We start from the raw sequence: 20,927 nt of genomic DNA on the forward strand, positions 1-20,927 counted from the left end.
CGCGCCGTGCGCCGGAAAAAACAGAATGCAGCACCGCCGTCGCATCAAACGCGCTGCAATAACAACGACAAGCAACGTCAACCCACGATAATCCCCGACGAGCGGATGGAACTGCGCGAACATCGCGCGGTCGAATGCGCTCAATAGCCGCCGCAAATATCACTCGTCATAAGCGGTGTGGCATTGTCGGGAGAGAGGAAAACAACATGAACAAAGCTATCGAACTCGCGCTCTTTCTGCACCTGCTGGCCGTCGCGGTGTGGGTTGGTGGGATGATCTTCGCGCATTTCTGCCTGCGCCCGGCGATTGCCGATCTTTCGCCGCAATTGCGGCTGCCTTTGTGGGAATCCGTGTTCGGCCGCTTCTTCAACTGGGTCGCCGCTGCCGTGCTAGTGATTCTTCTGACGGGCGGCTTCCTGTTGATGCAATACGGTGGCGGCTATGCCACGTGGCCGTTGCATGCAATGGCCGGCCTCGGCATCGTGATGATGCTGATCTTCGGGCACATCCGTTTTGCCGTGTTCCCACGCATTCGCCGCGCGGTTCAGGCGCAGAAGTGGCCCGACGGCGCGCAGGCGGTGGGCACGATCCGGCGTCTGGTGCTGGTGAACATCGTGCTCGGCGTCGTGACGATCGGCGTCGCGGTGCTGTCGCGCGGTTTCTGACGCGGGCTTCCCCTTTGCAAACCCACAGCCTACGGCGTCGCGCCGTAGGCCAGCCATAGGCCGCATGCCACGGCCACGCTGCCATACACGACATACACCGGCACCCTCAGCTTCGCGAAGCACATGCCGGAAAACAATGCGGTCACCAGATACACGGGTTTGAACGGTACGTGCCCGGCAATGCGAAGCACGGCCACCGCGAGAAACGCCGTCGTCACCGCACGCAGGATTCGCATCCCATGTTCGAAGCGCGGATTGGCCTTCAACTGATGCAGATGCCGCTGCGCCAGCACCACCAGACAGCCTGACGGCACGAACAGTGCGAGCGTGGCAATCAGCGCACCCAGCCAGCCGTCCACCAGATAGCCGAAGAACGGCACCACATTCAGAAGCGGCCCCGGCGACAGCGGCGATAACGAAAACGCCAGCGTGAAGTCGTTGTCCGAGATGCCGATTGCCGGCGTGACGAACAGCGTCTTGAGCACGGGCAGCGCGGAGAAGCCGCCGCCGAACAGCGTCATGCCCGCGCCGGCGAGCCGCGGCCACAGCAGCGCCAGTTCATAGCGATGCGGCAACGGCAGCGCGAACAGCGCGAGCAACACGCACAGGCAGGCGAGCAGGCGCCAGTCGCCGCGTCCGAGCGACACCGCAATGCGCGTATTGCGCACCGGGCTGACCAGCCAGCCGGTGCCGAACGCCGCGCCGAGCATCAGCACATACGCCGCGGGGCTGCGTGCATAGAAAAGCGCGACGCAGCCGAGCACGGCGGCAATCCATTCGAGCTTGCCGCGCACCAGCGCGCGCGTCTGTTTGTACCAGGTGATCGCGATCAGCGTGGCCAGCACCACGCTGAAGTGATTGAGCAGTGTTTCCGATGCGGCGGCGCGCACGAGCGGCGTTCGATAGAAGATCGCGAACAACGTCATCAGCGTGAAGAAGGGCAGCACGCTTGCGATGCCCGCCACCCATGCGCCCACGCGTCCACGCAGCACATGGCCGAGTTGCACGGCGACGTTGCAGCCGACCGGCCCCGGCACCAGCCACGCGAGCGCGATCAGATCGGAGAAGGCGAGGCGCGAAAGTCTCCCTTCGCGTTCGACATAGTGGTTCTCCAGTTGCGCCATCAGCGCAAGGCCGCCCCACGACAGCGCCGACAAGCCGAGCACGACGCGAAACAGCGTCCATAGCCGCTCCCGTTCACCTCGTCTGGCTGCATCCTGGCTTGTGATCGTCTGCATGGCCTCGCGGACGCCCGGTATGCAGGCGCCCGTCCTCCGGGATCATCGTTATATGAGATTGGCGCGGCCGGTGGGTGGCATCGCGCGTGCGTTGCGGTATTGCGTGAATGTCGTCGTTTTTTATGGGGCGGTGCCGGCGTTATCGGCAATATGTTCGACACGGCGTTCCGCCATTCCGCATACGCCGAACCGTTCGAGCAGCGCCGGAATCGCGTCGACCGGCACCGGACGCGAGAACAGGAAACCCTGCGCCTCGATATGGCCGAGCGCGGCGAGCCACGCAATCTGCTCTTCGGTTTCGGTGCCTTCCACGACCACGGTGAGCCCCAGCGAGCGCGCCAGATTGACGATCGCGGTGACCATCACGCAGACGCTGCGGTCGCCCGGAATTGCCTGGATGAACGAACGATCCACCTTCAGCGTATCGACCGAGAAGCGGTTCAGATACGACAGCGACGAATAGCCGGTGCCGAAATCGTCGAGCGCGATCCGCACGCCGAGGCGCTTCAACGCGAAGATTTTTTCGGAGACGAGTTCCGGATATTCCATCATCGCGGTCTCGGTGATCTCGAGTTCGAGGCGGCGCGCGGAGATGCCGGTTTCTTCGATCGCGTGCGAGACCGTTTCGTACAGGTCGCCGCGCCAGAACTGCACCGCCGAGATATTCACCGCGAGCGACAGCGTGTCGTAGCCCTGTTGCTGCCACAGCGCCAACTGGCGGCATGCAGTTTCGATCACGAAGTCGCCGATCGGCACGATCAGGCCGGTCGATTCGGCGACCGGAATGAATTCGTTCGCGGGGATCAGCCCGTGCTGCGGATGATTCCAGCGCACCAGCGCCTCGAAACCGGTAATGCAACGCCGCGTCAGATCGATCTTCGGCTGATAGGCAAGAAACAGTTGCCCTTCGGCGAGCGCGACGCGCAGTTGCTGCTCCCACTTCATCAGGTGGTCCGCGCGGTGCGACAACTGCGGCGAGAAGAACTGATAGCAGTTCTTGCCGGCGTCTTTCGCGCTGTACATCGCGAGGTCGGCTTTTTTCAGCAGGTCGATCTCGCTTTCGTTCGCGACCGAGTACAGCGCGATGCCAATGCTCGCGTGCAGCACGAACGAGCTGCCGCGCACTTCGAACGGTTTCGCGAATGCTTCGGCGGCGGCTTCGGCGAGCGTCACCGCGCGCTTTTCCACATCGTCGCCCTTGATCACGACGACGAACTCGTCGCCGCCGATGCGGCTCAACGCGCCGCCGTCGCTGACCGCGGCCGAGAGGCGCGAGGCGGTCATTTGCAGCACGATGTCGCCGGCGTTGTGGCCGAGCGTGTCGTTGACGGTCTTGAAGTTGTCGAGGTCGATGAAGAGAATCGCGAGGTGGCCGAGATTGGCCGGTTGCGCGACGTCGTGCCGCAGGCTCTGCAACGTTGCGTAGCGATTGCGCAAGCCGGTCAGCAGATCGTATTCGACGAGATGCGTCATCTCGCGTTCGCGGCCGAGCAGCTTGCCGATCAAACCGGTGGCGACCGCGAAGAAGCTCAGCATCGCGAGCGAGATGAAGCCGGCCATCAGCAGATAGACGTTGCGCGTGTGGTTGTAGTCGGCGAATTCCTCGGCTTGCGAGAGGCCGACCAGCACGCCGAGCGGATAGCCGTCGATATGCCGGTACGACACGATGCGCGTGACGTTGTCGATCGAGTCGACGTAAGTGCCCGACACGTGTTCCGAAGTGGGATACGAACCGCTCGCCGAGAACGTGCCGTTGACGCTGTCCGCACTGCCGGTGCGCCGCGCGAGCACGGTGCCGTTGTCGGAGATCACCGCGATCACGCCTTCGCGGCCGATTGCCGCGTTGTTGTAGAAGTCGCTGGTGAAATAGCTCGGGTCTTCGGACACCACTACCACGCCCGCGAACGAACCGTCCGGGTGATTCAGGCGCCGCGTCATCTGCAAGGTCCAGTGGCCCGACACGCGGCCGAGCACGGGCTTGCTGATATACAACTGGTCGTCGTTTTCGTGTTCGTGGACCTTGAAGTGCTCGCGGTCGGACAGGTCGATGTGTTTCGGATTGAGTTCGGCCGTGTTGGCGATCAAGGTGCCGTGTTCGTCGATCAGCGAGACCTGCACCAGCGTTTCGCTTTGCACCACACCTTTTTCGACCGTGCTGGCCAGATCGAAACGATTCGGCGTCTTCTCGAACTCGTATTTGACGAAGCGCGTGATCTGGTCGACCTGGTGAATCGCCTTCACCGTATGCTGCTCCAGCGCCGCGGAGAGAATTGCAGCAGAGGCCATCGCTTCACGATAGGTGGCTTCTTTCTCGACCGACAGGCGCGCGAAGATGACCGTCCAGAGCAGGATCAGCACCAGCACGCCAAGCGCGGGAATCGCAAGCAGCGCGCGGCGGCGCGACACCGCGGGGTCGCGCCGGGTTTTGGCCTCGCGCTGGTCGGAGAAGCGGGGCTGGCTCATTGGGCAGCCTGTGCGCCGGTGCTGTCCGGTTGCAACTGCTCGAACATCGACTGCGCTGATTTCATGGATGGCTGCATGGTGACCAAGGCGCCGGAACTGCTGCGCGGGGGAAGGGAGCGTGGCGGCGTGGTGCCTGACCGTCCAAAGGTCATCGGATACGTTTCGATATTACTGAATGCCACCCGTTTAAGGAAGTGCCCAACCATCGGGTATACGCGGGCGCGGGCGCGCGGCCCGAACGCCCGGTTGCGCAACGCACGCGGCTCCCCGTGGAAGCGAAATCCGGTAACCGTCCCGAATGATTTATCGGGATTCGGGGTGGTGCGCTGTGGCGGCAGGCGATCCGGGGGGCGGCATGCCTGTGGCCGGTAGTGTGCCAGCGGGTATTCCCGCGCTCCGGTGTTCAGGTGTGCCAGGCCTCTCACGCACCGCATAGCATGCATTGCGCATCCATAGTGAGTGATGCGGCGTTTTGGGGTTGAGCGCGGCTGGAAGTGGCGTCGATCTGCTTGAAACGAACGGTGTGGGCGGGCATCGGGCGGCGTCCGGCGAATCCAGCAGGGTGTGTGGTTCGCGGATTCTACCTGGGGATGGGTGAACGATCCACCTTGCCACAAATATCAAAATGCAAAACGCGTCGCGGGTGATGGACACCTCGCGACGCGTTTCATACCGCCCGGCCCGTAAGCCGGCGTAAGGGATTTACTCGACTTCGGCGATCAGCTCGATCTCGACGCACGCGCCGAGCGGAATCTGCGCGACGCCGAACGCCGAACGCGCATGCTTGCCGCGTTCGCCGAACACGTCGGCGATCAGTTCGGATGCACCGTTCGTGACCAGATGCTGCTCGGTGAACTCGAGTGTCGAGTTGACGAGGCTCATCAGCTTGACGATGCGCGTGACCCGGTTCAGGTCGCCCACATGCGCGTGCAGCGTGGCGAGCAGGTCGATCGCGATCGAGCGCGCGGCGGCTTTGCCTTCTTCCGTGGTGAGCGTGGCGCCGAGCTTGCCCGCCCACACCTTGCCGTCTTTCTTCGCGATGTGACCCGACAGGTACACGTTGTTGCCGCTTTGGGCGCTCATCACATAGGCTGCTGCCGGCGCGCCTGCGCCCGGCAATTCGATGCCCAGTTCCTTGAGCTTGTCGTACACGTTCGTTTGAGCCATGGTGTGTCCTCTGCTTCGGTAATGGATTAAGTGGCGCTGAATGGCGCGCGGACCGTTAGCCGTGCCGGTTACGGCGTCAAACCTTCGCGCGGATCAGCGCGGCGAGACGCGACACGCCTTCGTCGATCTTCGCCGGCGGCACCGTGACGAACGACAGGCGCAGCGTGTTGTGCTGGGCTTCGTTCGCGAAGAACGGACCGCCCGGCACGAACGCGACATTCTGCGCGACGGCTTCTTCCAGCAGCTTCATGCTGTCGATGTGCTGCGGCAGATCGACCCACACGAACATCCCGCCTTCCGGACGATTCCAGCTCACGCCTTCCGGCATATAGCGTTCGAGCGAAGCCAGCATCGCCGCGCACTGGTCGCGGTACAGCTCGCGAATGGTCGGCACGTGCGTGTCGAGGAAGCCGTCCTTGATCACTTCATAAACAATGCGCTGCGTGAAGCTCGGCGTGTGCAGATCGGTGGCCTGCTTGGCCTGCACCAGTTTGAAGATCAACTCTTCGGGCGCGATGATGTAGCCGACCCGCAGACCCGGCGCCAGCACCTTCGAGAACGAGCCGAGGTGGACGATGTGGTCCGGCGCCATCGACAACATGGTGGGCAGCGGTTCGCCCGCGTAGTCGAGCGCGCCGTACGGGTCGTCTTCGATCACCGGGAACGGCGCGGTCTTCGCGAACTCGGCGAGTGCGCGGCGGCGCTCCACCGGCAGACGGCGGCCGGTCGGATTCTGGAAGTTGGGTTGCGCGTACAACAGGCGCGCGCCGGCGGTCAGTTCGGGCGTGAGGCCGGCGGGAATCAGACCTTGCTCGTCGGTGGGCACCTGCACGTAGGACGGCTCGTACATCGAGAACGATTGCAGCGCGCCGAGGTAGGTCGGCGTTTCGACCAGCACGGGGCTGTCCGGGCACACCAGCACCTTGCCGAGCAGATCGAGCGCCTGCTGCGAGCCGGTCGTGATCAGCACCTGGCTGGCGCGAATCTGCGCGCCGTTGACCGAGTAACGCTTCGCGATCCATTCGCGCAACGGCAGATAGCCTTCGGTCGCACTGTATTGCAGCGCCGCGGCGGGCGCGTCGCGCAGAATGCGGTCGGATGCTTCGCGCATGCGCTCGGCGGGGAAGGTGGCCGGCGAAGGCAGACCGCCCGCGAACGAAATGACTTCAGGCCGCTCCGTGACCTTCAGAATCTCGCGAATCGCCGAGCTCGTGAGCTTGCGTGCGCGTTCGGACAATTGCCACGTAGGGGCTTTCAAGTCGCTTTGGTCCATGGTCTCCTCTGCTGGTATCGCTGGAACAGTCAAAACTTCGATTATCGCGCGAGTCGGCGACCCGCGCGGGGGGCTTATTTGAGGGTCCGTAGACCGTCAGGTGTTTCGAATTCGGCGACGAGCGCCGCGGCGTCGTCGGCGGACTGCAGCTGAATCAGATGCGTCGCGCCGAGCCATTGCAATTGAGCCTGCACGGCATCCGCGTCGCGATGCGTGGCCTTCAGCGCTTTCAACGAGATCCCGCTTTCCGGCAACAGCGCCGACGGATGCCGCGTCGAATCCCACTGGATCAGCGACGGCAGCACGCCGTCGCCAGCGCCCTGCCATGCCGGGAACGCGCCGTCGTCTGGCACGGACAAGCCCCAGCTCAACTCGCCGCGCGACATCGTCACGATCGGCGCGATGCGTTGCGGATACTGCGTTTGCCAGACCACGAGTTGCTTCGGGCGTTCGACCCGCGCGACCCAGTGCGACAGATACGGGCCCTGTTCGAGCCGTGCGTGTGTCGCCGGGTCGTCGAGCGCGAACAGACGCGGGCGGCGCGCGGCGTCGTCGGCCGGTTCGGCCGCCTGCGGATCGATCGCGATCACCTCGAGATACACGCCGCCCCATAGGCCCAGCAGGCGATTGTGGGTGCGCATCAGCGGATGCGCACCGCCGCCGGCCGGCGCGACGCCGAGCGTATCGGCGACGTACTGCGTGCCCTCGTCGAGGGTACGGGCGGAAATCACGAGGTGATCGAGACGGAGCGAATGGGCGGTCATGGCAGGTCGGGAAAGCGGTTGCAGCGGGAGCCGGCGCGCGCGCCGGGATCGGGCGGCAGCGCTGCCGGGGCCATAAGCATAACCGTTTGCCGGACCGGCGGGCCAGCAGGAGCGGCCGGCGCCTTGGCGCTCGCTATCTCCAATTCGCGGCTGTGCACCTTGTGATGCGCATCTATCAGCCCGTCTGTCAGCTCGTCTGTCAGCCGTCGCTTATCTCAAATCTAGTCTTGAATGTAACGGCGGCGACCTGCACAGTAACGGTACAATCGACTCGATACTGTTCGGTACAGTTGGAGCCCGCCATGTCCGTCTCGCTTGCCCAGATTCCCGCCCCGCACGACACCGCATCGCTGACACTGGTCGAACAGCTCGTCCAGTGGGCGCGGCGCCGGATCGAGGAACGGGTGTTTCGTCCTGGCATGCGCATGCCGTCGATCCGCAAGCTGGCGCTCGACAAAGGCGTGTCGCGTTTTACCGTGGTCGAGGCGTACGAACGGCTGGTCGCGCAGGGTTTTCTCGAATCGCGGCGTGGTTCGGGTTTCTACGTGCGCGAGCGGCTGGCGGGCACGGCGGCCGCTGAGGTTCGTCCCGCGGCCGACGCGGCGCCGCTGTCCGCCACGCTCGACGTCGTCTGGCTCCTGCGCAATATGCTGCACACGAGCGCGCGCCCCGAGCGCAGCCCGGGTCTGGGTTTCCTGCCGGCGCGCTGGCTCGACGGCGATCTGATCACCAACGCGTTGCGCACGCTCGGCCGGCAGTCCGGTGCGCAAATGCTGGGGATCGGTACACCGCAAGGCTTTCTGCCGCTGCGCCAGCAATTGCAGACCCGCCTGGAAGAGCTCGAAATCGGCGTCGCGCCCGATCAGATCGTGATGGTCTCCGGCGTCACCCAGGCGATCGACCTGATTTCGCGCATCTATGTGAAGCCGGGCGATGCGGTGATCGTCGGCGATCCGGCCTGGTTCCAGATGTTCGGGCGTTTCGCGTCGCAGGGCGCGCGCCTCGTCGGGATGCCGTACACGCCGGACGGTCCCGATCTCGACGCGCTGGAATCGCTCGTGCAGACCTGGCGGCCGAAAATGCTGGTAATCAATTCGGTGCTGCAGAATCCGACCGGCACCTCGCTGACGGCCGCGCAGGCGTTCCGCATCCTGCGTCTGGCCGAGGCCTACGATTTCATCGTCGTCGAAGACGATATTTACGGCGACTTGTGCCCGCCGGGCTATCCGGGCACACGCCTCGCAAGCCTCGACCAGTTGAAGCGCGTGATCTACCTCGGCAGTTTTTCGAAGACGCTCGCGCCGAATCTGCGCGTGGGATTCATCGCGTGCGCGCCGGAGGTGGCCACCGCGGTGGCCGATCAGAAAATGCTGGTCGGCATGACGAGCCCCGAGCTGAACGAACGCGTGCTCTACAAGATTCTCACCGAAGGCCACTATCGGCGGCATGTCGAGCGGGTGCGCGCGCGCCTCGACGGCGTGCGCGAAAAGTCCGTGCGGATGCTGGAGAAGACCGGCCTGAAATTGTTCCTGACGCCGACGGCGGGCCTGTTCCTGTGGGCCGACACCGGCGTCGATGCGGACGCGCTGGCGGCTGCCGGCCACGAGGACGGCTTTCTGCTCACGCCCGGCAGCCTGTTTTCGCCGCAACAGTCGCCCACCACGTGGATGCGCTTCAACATTGCCAACTGCGGCGATCCGGAACTGGCGACCTTTCTGTGCCGGTATCTGGACAGCGTCGCGCGGCGCGCCTCTTGAAAGCGCTGCCGGTTGTCCCAATCTAGCCGCACGATCCGGCGGCTCAGGTTCAACACGAGACCAGGCCACGGCGCAAGCCCTTGCGGCCTGCACGATTCCGGGTCCGCCAGCAGCGGCAGCGGCGACTCGCGTGGTCAGCCACCGGGCGCCAGCCCCGATTTGAATCCGTTTTTGAATCCCATTCGCAACAGAGAGGAAATCCGACCATGGCACAAGAAACCATGAGCTTTCAGGCAGAAGTGAAACAGCTTCTGCATCTGATGATTCATTCGCTGTACAGCAACAAGGAAATCTTTTTGCGCGAGCTGATTTCGAACGCGTCCGACGCAGCCGACAAGCTGCGCTTCGAAGCGATCGAAAACAGCGGCCTGTACGAAAACGACTCGAATCTGCGCATTCGCGTGTCGTTCGACAAAGCGGCGCGCACCGTCACGATCGAAGACAACGGCATCGGCATGAGCCGCGACGAAGCGATCGCCAACCTCGGCACGATCGCGCGTTCGGGCACCAAGGAATTCTTCGGCAAGCTGTCGGGCGATCAGCAGAAAGACGCGGCGCTGATCGGCCAGTTCGGCGTGGGCTTTTACTCGGGCTTCATCGTCGCGGATAAGATCACGGTCGAAACGCGCCGCGCCGGCGTGCCGGCCTCGGAAGGCGTGCGTTGGGAAAGCGCGGGCGAAGGCGATTTCGCGGTCGAACAGATCGAGCGCGCGCAACGCGGCACGACCATTACGCTGCATCTGCGTGCCGATGAGGACGACCTGCTGTCGGCGCATCGTCTGAAGGCGATCATCCAGAAGTACTCGGACCACGTCGCGCTGCCGATTTTGATGGCGAAAGAAGAGTGGGACGCCGAAAAGAGCGAGATGGTCACGAAGGACGAAGACGAGACCGTCAACCAGGCCAGCGCGCTGTGGACCCGCTCGAAGAACGACATCACCGAAGAGCAGTACAAGCAGTTCTACCAGCATCTCGCGCACGATCACCAGGACCCGCTCACGTGGACGCATAACCGCGTCGAAGGCCGCAGCGAGTACACGCAACTGCTGTACGTGCCGACTCACGCGCCGTTCGACATGTTCAACCGCAATTCGCGCGGCGGCCTGAAGCTGTACGTGAAGCGCGTGTTCATCATGGACGACGCCGAGCAACTGCTGCCCGCGTATCTGCGTTTCGTGAAAGGCGTGGTCGATTCGGCCGATCTGCCGCTGAACGTGTCGCGTGAAATTCTGCAGGAAAGCCGCGATGTGAAGGCGATCCGCGAAGGCGTGACGAAACGTTCGCTGTCGATGCTCGAAGATCTGGCCAACGCGGACAACGACGCCGACAAGGAAAAGTACGCCGGCTTCTGGAAGGAATTCGGTCAGGTGCTGAAGGAAGGCATTGGCGAAGACTTCGCCAACCGCGAGCGGATCGCGAAGCTGGTGCGCTTTGCTTCCACGCATACGGAAACGCCGGAGCAGACTGTTTCGCTCGCCGATTATGTCGCGCGCATGAAGCCCGAGCAGACGAAAATCTACTACGTGACCGCCGATACCTGGCAGGCCGCGACCCATAGCCCGCACCTCGAAGTGTTCCGCAAGAAGGGCGTGGAAGTGCTGCTGCTGACCGATCGCGTCGACGAATGGATGCTGTCGTTCCTGAACGAATTCGACGGCAAGCCGCTGCAAAGCGTCGCGCGCGGCGACCTCGATCTCGGCGCGCTGAACGACGAGGAAAAAGAAGCGCAGGAGAAGGTCGGCGAAGAGCTGAAGCCGCTCGTCGAGAAGATGAAGGAAGCGCTGAAGGACAAGGCCAAGGACGTGCGTCTGACGTTCCGCCTGACCGATTCGCCGTCCTGCCTGGTTGCCGACGACGGCGAAATGAGCGGCTATCTGCAGCGCATGCTGAAGGCAGCGGGTCAGCAGGCGCCGTCGGCGCATCCGATTCTCGAAGTGAACCCGGAGCATGCGCTGGTGAAGGGCCTGCACGCGGAGAGCGCGAATTTCGACGACTGGTGCCATCTGCTGTTCGATCAGGCGCTGCTTGCTGAAGGCGGCGCGCTGGAAGATCCGGCGAGCTTTGTGAAACGGACCAATGCGTTGTTGCTCGCGCGTGCGGGTTGAGCGCGGGTTTTTGTATAACACCGGCGTCGTTTGACTGACGCCGGTGGGTAAACAAAGTTAAAAATGCGCTGCCTCGCTGAACGGCAGCGCATTTTTTTGCCCGTGCGTTCGCGTTCAAGCGCATCGCGCGCGAGCGCTTGGCGCCCGGCGCTCAACGTGCAGGCGCCTGCCCACTCAGATGATTCACCTGCGAGAGCACGGACCCGGCCAGTTCCTTGGCTTCCGCACAAGAGTGAATATCGGCCAACACTTTGGCCGCGAGACTGCCGATCGCCTTGCTGGTTTCTTTCGACGTGTGATGCTGCGACAGTGCCGAACCGGCGAGTTCCTTTTCCAGATGCGATGCGCCCACACGACGTAGAACGACCGAAGCCAGATGTGCGATACGGGCGGATGTTTCCTTCAGGTTCATAGTATTCAAGCCTTCAATGGTTAGTGTTGTTGTCGATTCAGACGAAGCCCGTTGCGGGTGAAAAAGTCGTCTGAAAAATAATTATGGTTAACTAATTAACTATCTTCAATGACCTTAAATTGAGATTGATTTATGAGCTTAAAAAATCCGGACTCGTCCTAATTTCACGCGTTTCGGTTTCGGAGAAATAAAGCGTTTTCTGAAATTCACAAGCTGAATAAGTGCAGAATCTCGGTTTTCCGATTCAGTCTTAATGTGATCTGGTCGCGCGAAAAACCTCGGCGCGACGATCCCGCGCGCGTCACCGAACGGTTGTAAGCATTGCCCTCCACGACGATCCATTCAGAGATGCGCCGTTATAATCGGACACCATGCCTATCCGTTTCGATGCCGCCGACGCCCACTGGCGCGTCGCGCCCCTAGCCGGCTTCAGTGCCGCTCAAAAAGACTGGTTGACCCGCGGCGGTTCGCTGACCGCGCATCTGCGCGCGCTCGGCGCGGTCGCGGTGCGCGTCACGCGCGAAGCGCTCGCGCTGCCGTGGGCCGACGAGCATGCCGCGCTCGGCCTCGCGCCACGCGCACCAGTGTGGGTCCGCGAGGTGGTGTTGTCGGTCGACGGCGTGCCGTTCGTCGCGGCGCATAGCGTCGTGCCGCTCGCGGCCAGCGCGGGCGTGTGGCAGGCCACCCGGCGCTTGCGCACGCGGCCGCTCGCCGAACTGCTGTACAGCGACAGCAGCGTTGCGCGTTCGGCGCTGGTGAGCCGTCAATTGACCGCGCGTCATCCGCTATATCGGCTGGCCGCGCGGGAACTCGGCGAAACGAAACCCCACGCACTGCTCGCGCGTCGCTCGGTGTTCGAACGGCACGGCGCGCCGCTGATGGTGACCGAATGCATGTTGCCCGCGTTGTGGGCGCATCTCGCGTCGCCGGTGCAAACGGCTTCGATGCACGGGCGGACCGCGCCGTCCGTTCATCCGCGAGACCATGGGCGGCCGATCGACCATACGGCGTCGCGCGCGCATGGCGCGCCCGAGCCCAAAGAGCCACGCTGATGCTGCGCGGCTTTCCTCCCGTCGTCGCGCCGCACACGCACACGCTGATTCTCGGCAGCTTTCCGGGCGAGGCGTCGCTTGCGGCGACGCAGTACTACGCGCATCCGCGCAACCAGTTCTGGCGGCTTCTGGGCACGGTGCTCGGCGAAGCGTCGCTGCACGAATTGCCGTACGACGCACGGCTCGAGCGCGTACTCGCACACGGGATCGGCATTTGGGACGTGCTCGATGCATGCCATCGCGAAGGCAGCCTCGATTCGGCGATTCGCCATGCGCAGCCGAACGATTTCGCTTCGCTGCGCGAGCACGCGCCGTTGCTCAAAAAAGTCTGCTTCAACGGTAAAACCGCGGGCCGCTTTGCGCCGGTGATCGGCGAGGCCGGCTACGCGACGCTCGTCTTGCCTTCGTCGAGTCCGGCGAATGCTATGCTCTCGTTCGACCAAAAATTGCGTCTCTGGCGAGACATCCTTACATGACGAAACTGATCAAGCGCGCTTCCGCTGAAGCGCGTGCCTTCCGCAATCGCGACGCCGACAGCGCCGACAGCGCCGGCAGCGCAACGAACCAGCCGGCCCGACAGAAAGCCGTGCGCAGCAAAAAGCGCGCGTTCGACGACGATCTGCACGACGCACCGCAAATCGAAACGCCGCGCAAGCCGCGTTTCGCGCCGGTGACGTTCTCGGAAGAAGGCGGTGTGCGGTTCCTGCATTTCGGCACGGAATGGGTGCAAGGCGCGATGCGGCTGCGCAAGCCGGATCACATCGAACTCGAATACGCGCAGCAGATGATGGCCTGGCTGCTGTTCATCGAAACGCCGAAGCGTATCGTTCAACTCGGTCTCGGCGCAGCCGCGCTGACCAAGTTCGCGCACCGCTTCCTGACGCGCGCGAAGGTCGAAGCGGTCGAGCTGAACCCGGCGGTCGTGGTTGCCGCGCGCACGATGTTCGAACTGCCGCACGACAATGCGCGTCTGACCGTGCACGAAATGGACGCGTGGGACTTCGTCAACGACAGCGCGAATCACGGCACGATCGGCGCGTTGCAGATCGACGTGTACGACGCCACCGCGCGCGGGCCGGTGCTCGATAGCGTCGGCTTCTATCGTGCGGTGCGCGCGTGCCTGACGCCGGCCGGCGTGGTGACGGTGAACCTGTTCGGCGACCACCCGAGTTTCGTGCGCAACATGAAGCGTCTGAACGAAGCATTCGACGGCCGCGTCGTCGCGCTGCCGGAAGTGCATGACGGCAATCGCATTGCGATCGCGTTCTCGGGTCCGGCGCTCGACGTGCCGTTCACCGCGCTGCAAGCACGCGCGAAGCTGATCGAAGCCGAACTCGGTTTGCCGGCGCGCAAGTGGATCAAAGGCTTGCAGGAATCGACCGGACAGAACGGCACCTCGTTCTCGGTCTGACGACCTGAGCAGTCGAGCCGGGCAAGCCGGCTCGACCCCATGCCATGCCGCGGGCCACAACGCCTGGCCGTCGTGCCCGCGCGACGCGCATCCATCATCCCGTTCATCACGTCAAAAGCACCGTCCCGCCTCGGGTCGTCCCTGCTTGACCGCACGTTCGCGGCTCCTATACTCTTTCGATGCTTTCGGGGCGCCCGTAGCCTATCCGCCGGGGCGGCCGTCCGCTATGGACACCACCCGTCAACACACGGGCCAACAATTCAATAATAGGGAAGAGGAGACGTCATGGCACACGACGCCGACGCGAACAAGGCCAGCAAGCACTGGCTCTGGTTGCTGCTGTTGCCCTGGATCGCGATGATCTGGGTGCCGTCATACAACAAGATCGAGCCGCAACTGTTCGATTTTCCGTTCTTCTACTGGTACCAGCTGCTGTGGGTGCTGATCAGCGCGATCATTACCGCGCTCGTGTACTTCAAGACCAAGACCCGCTCGGTGGGCAACTCGGGTAAGTCGCAAGGGGGCGCACGCTAATGAACGCCACCGCAACTTTCGTCTTCGTTCTGTTTTTCATCGGCGTCACGATTCTCGGCTTCATCGCGGCGCACTGGCGGCGCGGCGATCTCGCGCATCTGGAAGAGTGGGGCCTCGGCGGCCGGCGCTTCGGCACGATCGTCACGTGGTTCCTGCTGGGCGGCGACCTGTACACCGCCTACACCTTCATCGCCGTGCCGGCGCTGGTGTTCGGTGCGGGCGCAACCGGTTTCTTCGCACTGCCGTACACGATCCTGATCTATCCGTTCGCGTTCGTCGTGTTCCCGAAACTGTGGAGCATCGCGAAACGTCAGGGCTACGTGACATCGGCCGACTTCGTGTCGGCGCGCTACGGCAGCCGAATGCTCGCTCTGGCGATCGCGGTGACCGGTATCGTCGCCACGATGCCGTACATCGCGTTGCAACTGGTCGGTATCGAAGTGGTGATCGGCGCGCTTGGTTTCGACACCAAGGGCTTCGTCGGCGATCTGCCGCTGATCATCGCGTTCGCGATTCTGGCCGCGTACACGTACACGTCGGGTCTGCGCGCGCCGGCAATGATCGCGGTGGTCAAAGACATCCTGATCTACATCACGATCTTCGCGGCGATCATCGTGATTCCGCCGCAACTGGGCGGCTTCAGTCATATCTTCGGCGTGGTGCCGCCGGCCAAGCTGCTGCTGAAGGCGCCGGACGTGTCGAGCCTGAACGGCTACAGCGCGTACGCGACGCTCGCGGTGGGCTCGGCGCTCGCGCTGTTCCTGTATCCGCACTCGATTACGGCGGTGCTGTCGTCGAAGTCGGGTAACACGATCCGCCGCAATATGGCGATGCTGCCGGCTTACTCGCTGGTGCTCGGCCTGCTCGCGCTGCTCGGCTTCATGGCGCTGGCCTCGGGCGTGAAGGACATGCCGGAATTCGCGCCGTACTTCAAGGCGTTCGGCCCGAACTTCGCAGTGCCGGCGCTGTTCCTGCACTTCTTCCCGTCGTGGTTCGTCGGCGTGGCGTTCGCCGCGATCGGCATCGGCGCGCTGGTGCCGGCGGCGATCATGTCGATCGCGGCGGCGAACCTGTACACGCGCAATATCCACAAGGAGTTCGTGAACCGCAACATGACGCACGAGCAGGAGACCAACGTCGCGAAGCTGGTGTCGCTGATCGTCAAGGTTGGCGCGGTCGCGTTCATTCTCGGTCTGCCGCTCACGTATGCGATCCAGTTGCAACTGCTGGGCGGCATCTGGATCATCCAGACGCTGCCGGCGATCGTGCTGGGTCTGTACACGCGTGTGCTCGACTACCGCGGCCTGCTGGCCGGCTGGGCGGTCGGCATCGCAACCGGCACGTGGATGGCGATCTCGCTGAAGCTCGCCGGCTCGATCTTCACGATTCATCTGTTCGGGCTGGCGATTCCGGGCTATGCGGCGGTGTGGTCGCTGATCGTGAACCTGGTGGTGTCGGTCGTGGTGAGCCTGCTGGTGCGCGCGTTCGGCATGCAGCGCGCCGAAGACCGTACCCGTCCGGAAGACTATCTGGACGTGGTCGAAAGCTGAGCACGCGGGTTGATCCCGCTTATTTACCGCTCACTCACCCGCTCGAAACGCAGCGCCCGCAGACGAAAGTTTGCGGGCGTTTGTCTTTCCGGGGCACTCCGGGCACGATAGCGGAACCGTCCTTACCGCATTGAGTCGAGCCGCCATGGCTTCTGCCGATTCTGACCAAGACCGCGACCATGACCGCGACCGCGATTCCGATCGCCGTTCCGACGCCGATCCCAGCGCCGGTTCCCACACCGGTTCCCGCACCCTGATCGGCCGCCGCCCGGCCGTGAGCCGCATGGTGCGCGCGATCACGTCGCCGTACTACCGCTACCGGCACGCGAAGGTGTTGCACAGCCTGCGCGTCGGGCTCGCGATGCTGGTGTCGATCCTCGCGACGACCGGTATCGATATTCCGCACGGCATCTGGTCGTCGGTGACGCTGCTGGTGGTGATCGGCGGTCTGCAGCATCACGGCAACATCCGCAAGAAAGCGGCGGAGCGCGCGTTGGGGACCTTGCTCGGCGCGTCGATCGGATTGTTGCTGATCGTCGAGCAGAATCTGACGGGATCGTTGCCGCTCACCTACGGGCTGATGTGCATCGCCGCGGCGATCTGCGCGTGGTTCGCAATCGGCTCGTCCGGTTATGTCGGTCTGCTGACGGCGATCACGATGTGCATCGTCGCGGGCCACGGCGACAATCTGATCGACGTCGGCCTGTGGCGCACGCTGAACGTGCTGATCGGGATCGTGATCGCGCTCGCGTTTTCGTTCGCGCTGCCGCTGCACGCGACCTACTCGTGGCGCTACGGGCTGGCCGCCAATCTGCGCGATTGCGCGCGGATTTACACGCACTTGCTGGAAGGCGGAACGATTAGCGAAGACGAGCAGGTGAAGCGCTTTCTGGCGATCAACAAGCGGCTGGTGCAGTTGCGTTCGCTGATGCCGTCGGTTGCGAAGGAAATCGACGTGCCGCAAGCGCGGCTCGAAGAAATCCAGCGCTTGCATCGCTCGATGCTGAGTTCGCTCGAATTGCTGGCCACCGGTCCGCTGACGCGTACGGATGCTTCGGCACGAGCGGCGTACGCGCAGCAATGCGGGGTTGAAGTGCAGGCGGTGCGCGGCATTCTGCTGGCAATCGCGCGGGGCTTGCGCTTTGGGCGCGCGACGCACTTCGGCATTCCGGCCACGTCGCCGCTCGCCGCGCTCAGTTGCAAGGCGCCGCCGGAGCTGCCGCCCGACCTTCAAGGTCCTTACTGGCTCGGGCAGCGGCTCGCGGAGCAGGTGGACCGGTTACGCGTGCTCCTGCTGGAAACCGAACCGAACTGGAACATCGAGCGGCATTCGCGCAGTTTGCTGAAGACCTAGCTGGCGGCGCGTAAGCGCGCTGCTTATTCTTCGGGGGCGCTCACCATCCAGCCAAGGCCGAAACGGTCCACTACCATCCCGAAGCCTTTGCTCCAGAAAGTGGCCTGAAAAGGCAGATTGATCGTGCCGCCTTCGGCGAGCGCGTTGAAGTATTTCTCCGCCGATCCCGCGTCGTCGGCTGTCAGAGACAGGCTGAAGCCGTTCATCGCCGGCGTGGCCGGGTCGCAATGGCCGTCCGAGGCCATCCAGATCGTCGAGCCGAGCTTGATGCTCGCGTGCATGATCTTGTCTTCGATGCCGGGCTTGATATTGGCTTGTGCATCCGGCGGCGCGTCCTTGTAGCGCATCTTCATCTGGACTTCGGCGCCGAGTTTTTCGGTGTAAAAGTTGAGCGCTTCTTCGCAGCGGCCGTTGAAAAACACGTAGGGTTGCACGTACATGATCGTCTCCCGGGAAGTTGGGGGTGCCACTTGTGGTGCCGCGTTCCGGCAGCGGGATACGCGACCGAATGGGCGTGAAGACGATTGTAGTCGTCAGTTGTGGCCGTGTTTATGACGTTATTGCGTAGGGTGGGCTGAAGCACCGCGAAATGTTCGCCGGTAGTGCGTCGGTAGTTCACCGGTAGTTGGCCGGTAAACGGCGCGCGGCCCTGAACCGGAAGGCCCAGAGCCGCGAGTTTCTCGCACGCCGGCAACCATCAGCCGGCGCAGGTAACGCTTAACGCAGCGCTTCGATCAGCTTTTCCAGCTTCACCGCGTCTGCGGCGAACGCGCGGATGCCTTCGGCAAGCTTTTCGGTCGCCATGGCTTCGTCGTTGACGAGGAAGCGGAACGACGCTTCGTCGACCGGCACGCGCTCGATGTCCGCACCCTGCGCGATGTCCGGCGACAGCTTGCGTTCGACCTTCTCGGTGCTGTCGTGCAGCTTTTGCAGCAGATCCGGGCTGATGGTCAGCAGATCGCAGCCGGCCAGTTCCAGAATCTGACCGGGCGTGCGGAAGCTCGCGCCCATCACCTCGGTCTTGTAGCCGAACTTCTTGTAGTACGCGTAAATGCGACGCACCGATTTGACGCCCGGGTCGTTCGCGCCGCCGTCTTTTGCTTCGTCCCACGCGCTGCCGGCGTTCTTCTTGTACCAGTCGTAAATGCGGCCGACGAACGGCGAAATCAGTTGCGCGCCCGCTTCGGCACAGGCGGCCGCCTGCGCGAGTGAGAACAGCAGCGTCATGTTGCAGTGGATGCCTTCCTTCTGCAGCACTTCGGCCGCGCGGATGCCTTCCCACGTGGACGCCAGCTTGATCAGCACGCGTTCGCGGCCGATGCCGTGCTCCTTGTACAGCGCGATCAGCTCGCGGCCCTTGGCGATCGACGCCTCGGTGTCGAACGACAGGCGTGCGTCCACTTCGGTCGACACGCGGCCCGGAATGATCTTCAGGATTTCGGTGCCGAATGCGATCAGCAACTGGTCGATGATCGCGCCGACCGGTTTGGACGCATGCGCCTTGACGGTCTTTTCGAGCAGCGGTTTGTAGTCGTCTTTCTGAACGGCCTTCAGAATCAGCGACGGATTGGTCGTCGCGTCCTGCGGCTTGTACTGCGCAAGCTGCTGGAAGTCGCCGGTATCGGCCACGACGGTGGTGTATTGCTTGAGTTGCTCGAGTGCGGTTGTCATGTTCGGGCCTTCAGGGCGCGGATGCGCCGTGGTTCGGGAGAAATGAGGTTGCCGCCGCACTCGAACAACAGCCGGGTGCCGGCGGCCGCGGGTCACGCTGCAGCGTCTGCCCGCCATGTTGCCGGGAAACGCTGCCGGATGCTTCTATTCTATGGCGTATCGCCTGATGCAGTATTGACACTTGCCCCCGGCGATCCGTTCAAACGGATTGTTGGGTGCCGGCGGCGCGATACAACCCGCAGGCGCTTATTGTCGCAGACTGTCCCGCACGATTCACGCGCGCCGCGCGTTCAGCACCAGTTGCGTCAGTACGCCTGCCACCAGCCCCCAGAACGCGGAGCCGATCGACAACAGCGTGAGGCCGGAGGCCGTCACCATGAACGTGACCAGCGCGGCTTCGCGCTGCTTCACGTCCTGCATCGCGTTGGCGAGGCCGCTCATGATCGAGCCGAACAGCGCCAGCGCCGCGACGGACACCACCAGCGCCTTCGGCAACGCCGCGAACAGCGCGGCGATCGTCGCGCCGAAAATCCCGGCGATCAGATAGAAAATGCCGCACCAGACCGCGGCGGTGTAACGCTTGTCGCGGTTTTCGTGCGCTTCCGGGCCGGTGCAGATCGCCGCTGTGATCGCCGCAAGATTGATGCCGTGCGAGCCGAACGGCGCAAGCAGCAGCGACGCGATGCCGGTTGTCGAAATCAGCGGCGCGGACGGCGTGGTGTAGCCGTCCGCGCGCAGCACGGCGATGCCCGGCACGTTCTGCGACGCCATCGCGACGACGAACAGCGGAATCCCGATGCTGATGCTGGCCGCCACGCTAAAGCTGGGCATCGTGAACACCGGATGCGCGAGCGCAACATGAAAGCGGCTGAAATCGAGCAGCCCGAGCCCGCCCGCGGCGATCGTGCCGACGATCAGCGTCGTGACGATCGCATAGCGCGGTGAAATGCGTTTGACGATCAGGTAGGTGAAGAACATCGTCAGCACGAGCGCGGTCTGGAATTGCGCGGCGCGGAAAATTTCGATGCCGATCTCGAACAGAATCCCCGCCAGCAACGCGGCGGCGATGCCCGCCGGAATCTTTTTCATCAGCGTGTCGAACCAGCCGGTCAGTCCGACCACCGTCAACAGCACCGCGCACACGATGAACGCGCCGATCGCCTCGGGATAAGCCACATGCGGCAGCGACGACACCAGCAACGCCGCGCCGGGCGTCGACCATGCGATGACGATCGGCGCGCGAAACCGCAGCGAGAGGCCGATCGTGCAGACCGCCATGCCCATCGACAGCGCCCAGATCCACGAGGAAATCTGTGCGTCGCTCAGATGCGCGGCCTGGCCCGCCTGGAACATCAGCACGAGCGAGCTGGTATAGCCCGTCATCATCGCGACGAAGCCGGCGACGATCGCGGACAGCGACGTGTCGGCGAACGGTCTGAGCGGGCCGGCGTGCGCGCGGGCAGGGGACAGATCGGGCGATGAAGATGGACTCATACGGATGCTTTTTTATA

The 20,927-nt window shown here is 63.5% G+C and carries 18 protein-coding genes; 9 read left to right on the forward strand and 9 right to left on the reverse strand.

Annotated elements, in window-relative coordinates; all coding sequences use genetic code 11:
- Nucleotides 1-206 precede the first annotated feature (206 nt).
- Complete coding sequence (locus PQQ51_RS19780; protein ID WP_408498501.1) at nt 207-665, forward strand: CopD family protein; 459 nt, start codon at nt 207-209, stop codon at nt 663-665.
- 29 nt (nt 666-694) lie between these two features.
- Here the strand turns inward: PQQ51_RS19780 and PQQ51_RS19785 are convergent, their stop codons facing one another.
- The 5 genes from PQQ51_RS19785 to PQQ51_RS19805 form a co-directional block, all read right to left on the reverse strand.
- Nucleotides 695-1,903, reverse strand: coding sequence for a chromate transporter (locus PQQ51_RS19785; protein WP_408498502.1), 1,209 nt, complete (start codon nt 1,901-1,903; stop codon nt 695-697).
- Between the two features lie 120 nt (nt 1,904-2,023).
- Complete coding sequence (locus PQQ51_RS19790) at nt 2,024-4,366, reverse strand: bifunctional diguanylate cyclase/phosphodiesterase (RefSeq protein WP_408498503.1); 2,343 nt, start codon at nt 4,364-4,366, stop codon at nt 2,024-2,026.
- A 702-nt stretch (nt 4,367-5,068) separates the two neighbouring features.
- Nucleotides 5,069-5,533, reverse strand: a complete 465-nt coding sequence (locus PQQ51_RS19795) for a RidA family protein (protein WP_408498504.1) — start codon at nt 5,531-5,533, stop codon at nt 5,069-5,071.
- Nucleotides 5,534-5,609: 76 nt separating this feature from the next.
- Complete coding sequence (locus PQQ51_RS19800) at nt 5,610-6,806, reverse strand: aminotransferase-like domain-containing protein (RefSeq protein WP_408498505.1); 1,197 nt, start codon at nt 6,804-6,806, stop codon at nt 5,610-5,612.
- A gap of 74 nt (nt 6,807-6,880) precedes the next feature.
- Complete coding sequence (locus PQQ51_RS19805; protein ID WP_408498506.1) at nt 6,881-7,570, reverse strand: VOC family protein; 690 nt, start codon at nt 7,568-7,570, stop codon at nt 6,881-6,883.
- A gap of 302 nt (nt 7,571-7,872) precedes the next feature.
- Here PQQ51_RS19805 and PQQ51_RS19810 point away from each other — a divergent pair, with 302 nt between their 5' ends.
- On the forward strand, nt 7,873-9,327 hold the full coding sequence (locus tag PQQ51_RS19810; RefSeq protein WP_408498507.1) for an aminotransferase-like domain-containing protein: 1,455 nt from the start codon (nt 7,873-7,875) through the stop codon (nt 9,325-9,327).
- 206 nt (nt 9,328-9,533) lie between these two features.
- The gene (htpG, locus tag PQQ51_RS19815; protein ID WP_408498508.1) at nt 9,534-11,432 is read left to right on the forward strand and encodes a molecular chaperone HtpG; all 1,899 of its coding nucleotides are present in this window, start codon (nt 9,534-9,536) and stop codon (nt 11,430-11,432) included.
- A gap of 151 nt (nt 11,433-11,583) precedes the next feature.
- Here the strand turns inward: htpG and PQQ51_RS19820 are convergent, their stop codons facing one another.
- Nucleotides 11,584-11,844 carry a hypothetical protein gene (locus PQQ51_RS19820; RefSeq protein WP_408498509.1) on the reverse strand — a complete coding sequence of 87 codons (261 nt, stop codon included), beginning with the start codon at nt 11,842-11,844 and terminating at the stop codon, nt 11,584-11,586.
- 371 nt (nt 11,845-12,215) lie between these two features.
- Here PQQ51_RS19820 and PQQ51_RS19825 point away from each other — a divergent pair, with 371 nt between their 5' ends.
- The 6 genes from PQQ51_RS19825 to PQQ51_RS19850 all read left to right on the forward strand — a co-directional run bounded on the left by PQQ51_RS19825 (nt 12,216) and on the right by PQQ51_RS19850 (nt 17,745).
- Nucleotides 12,216-12,896, forward strand: coding sequence for a chorismate--pyruvate lyase family protein (locus tag PQQ51_RS19825; protein ID WP_408498510.1), 681 nt, complete (start codon nt 12,216-12,218; stop codon nt 12,894-12,896).
- The gene (locus tag PQQ51_RS19830) at nt 12,896-13,372 is read left to right on the forward strand and encodes a DNA-deoxyinosine glycosylase (RefSeq protein ID WP_408498511.1); all 477 of its coding nucleotides are present in this window, start codon (nt 12,896-12,898) and stop codon (nt 13,370-13,372) included. Before PQQ51_RS19825 ends, PQQ51_RS19830 begins: the two co-directional genes overlap by 1 nt.
- Complete coding sequence (locus PQQ51_RS19835; protein WP_408498512.1) at nt 13,369-14,307, forward strand: class I SAM-dependent methyltransferase; 939 nt, start codon at nt 13,369-13,371, stop codon at nt 14,305-14,307. The genes PQQ51_RS19830 and PQQ51_RS19835 overlap by 4 nt, the downstream gene beginning before the upstream one ends.
- Before the next feature lie 285 nt (nt 14,308-14,592).
- A complete protein-coding gene (locus PQQ51_RS19840) occupies nt 14,593-14,841 on the forward strand; it encodes a DUF3311 domain-containing protein (protein ID WP_408498513.1) in 249 nt (82 codons plus the stop codon).
- Entirely contained in the window at nt 14,841-16,391 is a 1,551-nt protein-coding gene (gene mctP / locus PQQ51_RS19845; RefSeq protein ID WP_408498514.1) for a monocarboxylate uptake permease MctP, read from the forward strand. Before PQQ51_RS19840 ends, mctP begins: the two co-directional genes overlap by 1 nt.
- A 283-nt stretch (nt 16,392-16,674) precedes the next feature.
- Nucleotides 16,675-17,745 carry an FUSC family protein gene (locus PQQ51_RS19850; RefSeq protein WP_408498576.1) on the forward strand — a complete coding sequence of 357 codons (1,071 nt, stop codon included), beginning with the start codon at nt 16,675-16,677 and terminating at the stop codon, nt 17,743-17,745.
- Between the two features lie 23 nt (nt 17,746-17,768).
- On the opposite strand, the gene PQQ51_RS19855 is transcribed toward PQQ51_RS19850, so the two are convergent.
- From PQQ51_RS19855 to PQQ51_RS19865, 3 genes are all read right to left on the reverse strand, one after another.
- On the reverse strand, nt 17,769-18,185 hold the full coding sequence (locus PQQ51_RS19855; RefSeq protein ID WP_408498515.1) for a VOC family protein: 417 nt from the start codon (nt 18,183-18,185) through the stop codon (nt 17,769-17,771).
- 277 nt (nt 18,186-18,462) lie between these two features.
- Nucleotides 18,463-19,416 (reverse strand): transaldolase, encoded by a 954-nt coding sequence (gene tal / locus PQQ51_RS19860; protein WP_408498516.1) that lies wholly within the window; start codon nt 19,414-19,416, stop codon nt 18,463-18,465.
- Nucleotides 19,417-19,689: 273 nt separating this feature from the next.
- Nucleotides 19,690-20,910: a benzoate/H(+) symporter BenE family transporter gene (locus tag PQQ51_RS19865; protein WP_408498517.1), complete on the reverse strand. Its 1,221-nt coding sequence runs from the start codon at nt 20,908-20,910 to the stop codon at nt 19,690-19,692.
- Nucleotides 20,911-20,927: the final 17 nt, after the last annotated feature.

This window comes from Paraburkholderia xenovorans (assembly GCF_046030735.1).
Taxonomy (GTDB): Bacteria; Pseudomonadota; Gammaproteobacteria; order Burkholderiales; family Burkholderiaceae; genus Paraburkholderia; species Paraburkholderia xenovorans_A.

Coding starts and splice junctions, on each gene's coding strand:
- PQQ51_RS19780 (WP_408498501.1), top strand. CDS start 207: ATGAACAAAGCTATCGAACTCGCGCTCTTTCTGCACCTGCTGGCCGTC.
- PQQ51_RS19785 (WP_408498502.1), bottom strand. CDS start 1,903: ATGCAGACGATCACAAGCCAGGATGCAGCCAGACGAGGTGAACGGGAG.
- PQQ51_RS19790 (WP_408498503.1), bottom strand. CDS start 4,366: ATGAGCCAGCCCCGCTTCTCCGACCAGCGCGAGGCCAAAACCCGGCGC.
- PQQ51_RS19795 (WP_408498504.1), bottom strand. CDS start 5,533: ATGGCTCAAACGAACGTGTACGACAAGCTCAAGGAACTGGGCATCGAA.
- PQQ51_RS19800 (WP_408498505.1), bottom strand. CDS start 6,806: ATGGACCAAAGCGACTTGAAAGCCCCTACGTGGCAATTGTCCGAACGC.
- PQQ51_RS19805 (WP_408498506.1), bottom strand. CDS start 7,570: ATGACCGCCCATTCGCTCCGTCTCGATCACCTCGTGATTTCCGCCCGT.
- PQQ51_RS19810 (WP_408498507.1), top strand. CDS start 7,873: ATGTCCGTCTCGCTTGCCCAGATTCCCGCCCCGCACGACACCGCATCG.
- htpG (WP_408498508.1), top strand. CDS start 9,534: ATGGCACAAGAAACCATGAGCTTTCAGGCAGAAGTGAAACAGCTTCTG.
- PQQ51_RS19820 (WP_408498509.1), bottom strand. CDS start 11,844: ATGAACCTGAAGGAAACATCCGCCCGTATCGCACATCTGGCTTCGGTC.
- PQQ51_RS19825 (WP_408498510.1), top strand. CDS start 12,216: ATGCCTATCCGTTTCGATGCCGCCGACGCCCACTGGCGCGTCGCGCCC.
- PQQ51_RS19830 (WP_408498511.1), top strand. CDS start 12,896: ATGCTGCGCGGCTTTCCTCCCGTCGTCGCGCCGCACACGCACACGCTG.
- PQQ51_RS19835 (WP_408498512.1), top strand. CDS start 13,369: ATGACGAAACTGATCAAGCGCGCTTCCGCTGAAGCGCGTGCCTTCCGC.
- PQQ51_RS19840 (WP_408498513.1), top strand. CDS start 14,593: ATGGCACACGACGCCGACGCGAACAAGGCCAGCAAGCACTGGCTCTGG.
- mctP (WP_408498514.1), top strand. CDS start 14,841: ATGAACGCCACCGCAACTTTCGTCTTCGTTCTGTTTTTCATCGGCGTC.
- PQQ51_RS19850 (WP_408498576.1), top strand. CDS start 16,675: ATGGTGCGCGCGATCACGTCGCCGTACTACCGCTACCGGCACGCGAAG.
- PQQ51_RS19855 (WP_408498515.1), bottom strand. CDS start 18,185: ATGTACGTGCAACCCTACGTGTTTTTCAACGGCCGCTGCGAAGAAGCG.
- tal (WP_408498516.1), bottom strand. CDS start 19,416: ATGACAACCGCACTCGAGCAACTCAAGCAATACACCACCGTCGTGGCC.
- PQQ51_RS19865 (WP_408498517.1), bottom strand. CDS start 20,910: ATGAGTCCATCTTCATCGCCCGATCTGTCCCCTGCCCGCGCGCACGCC.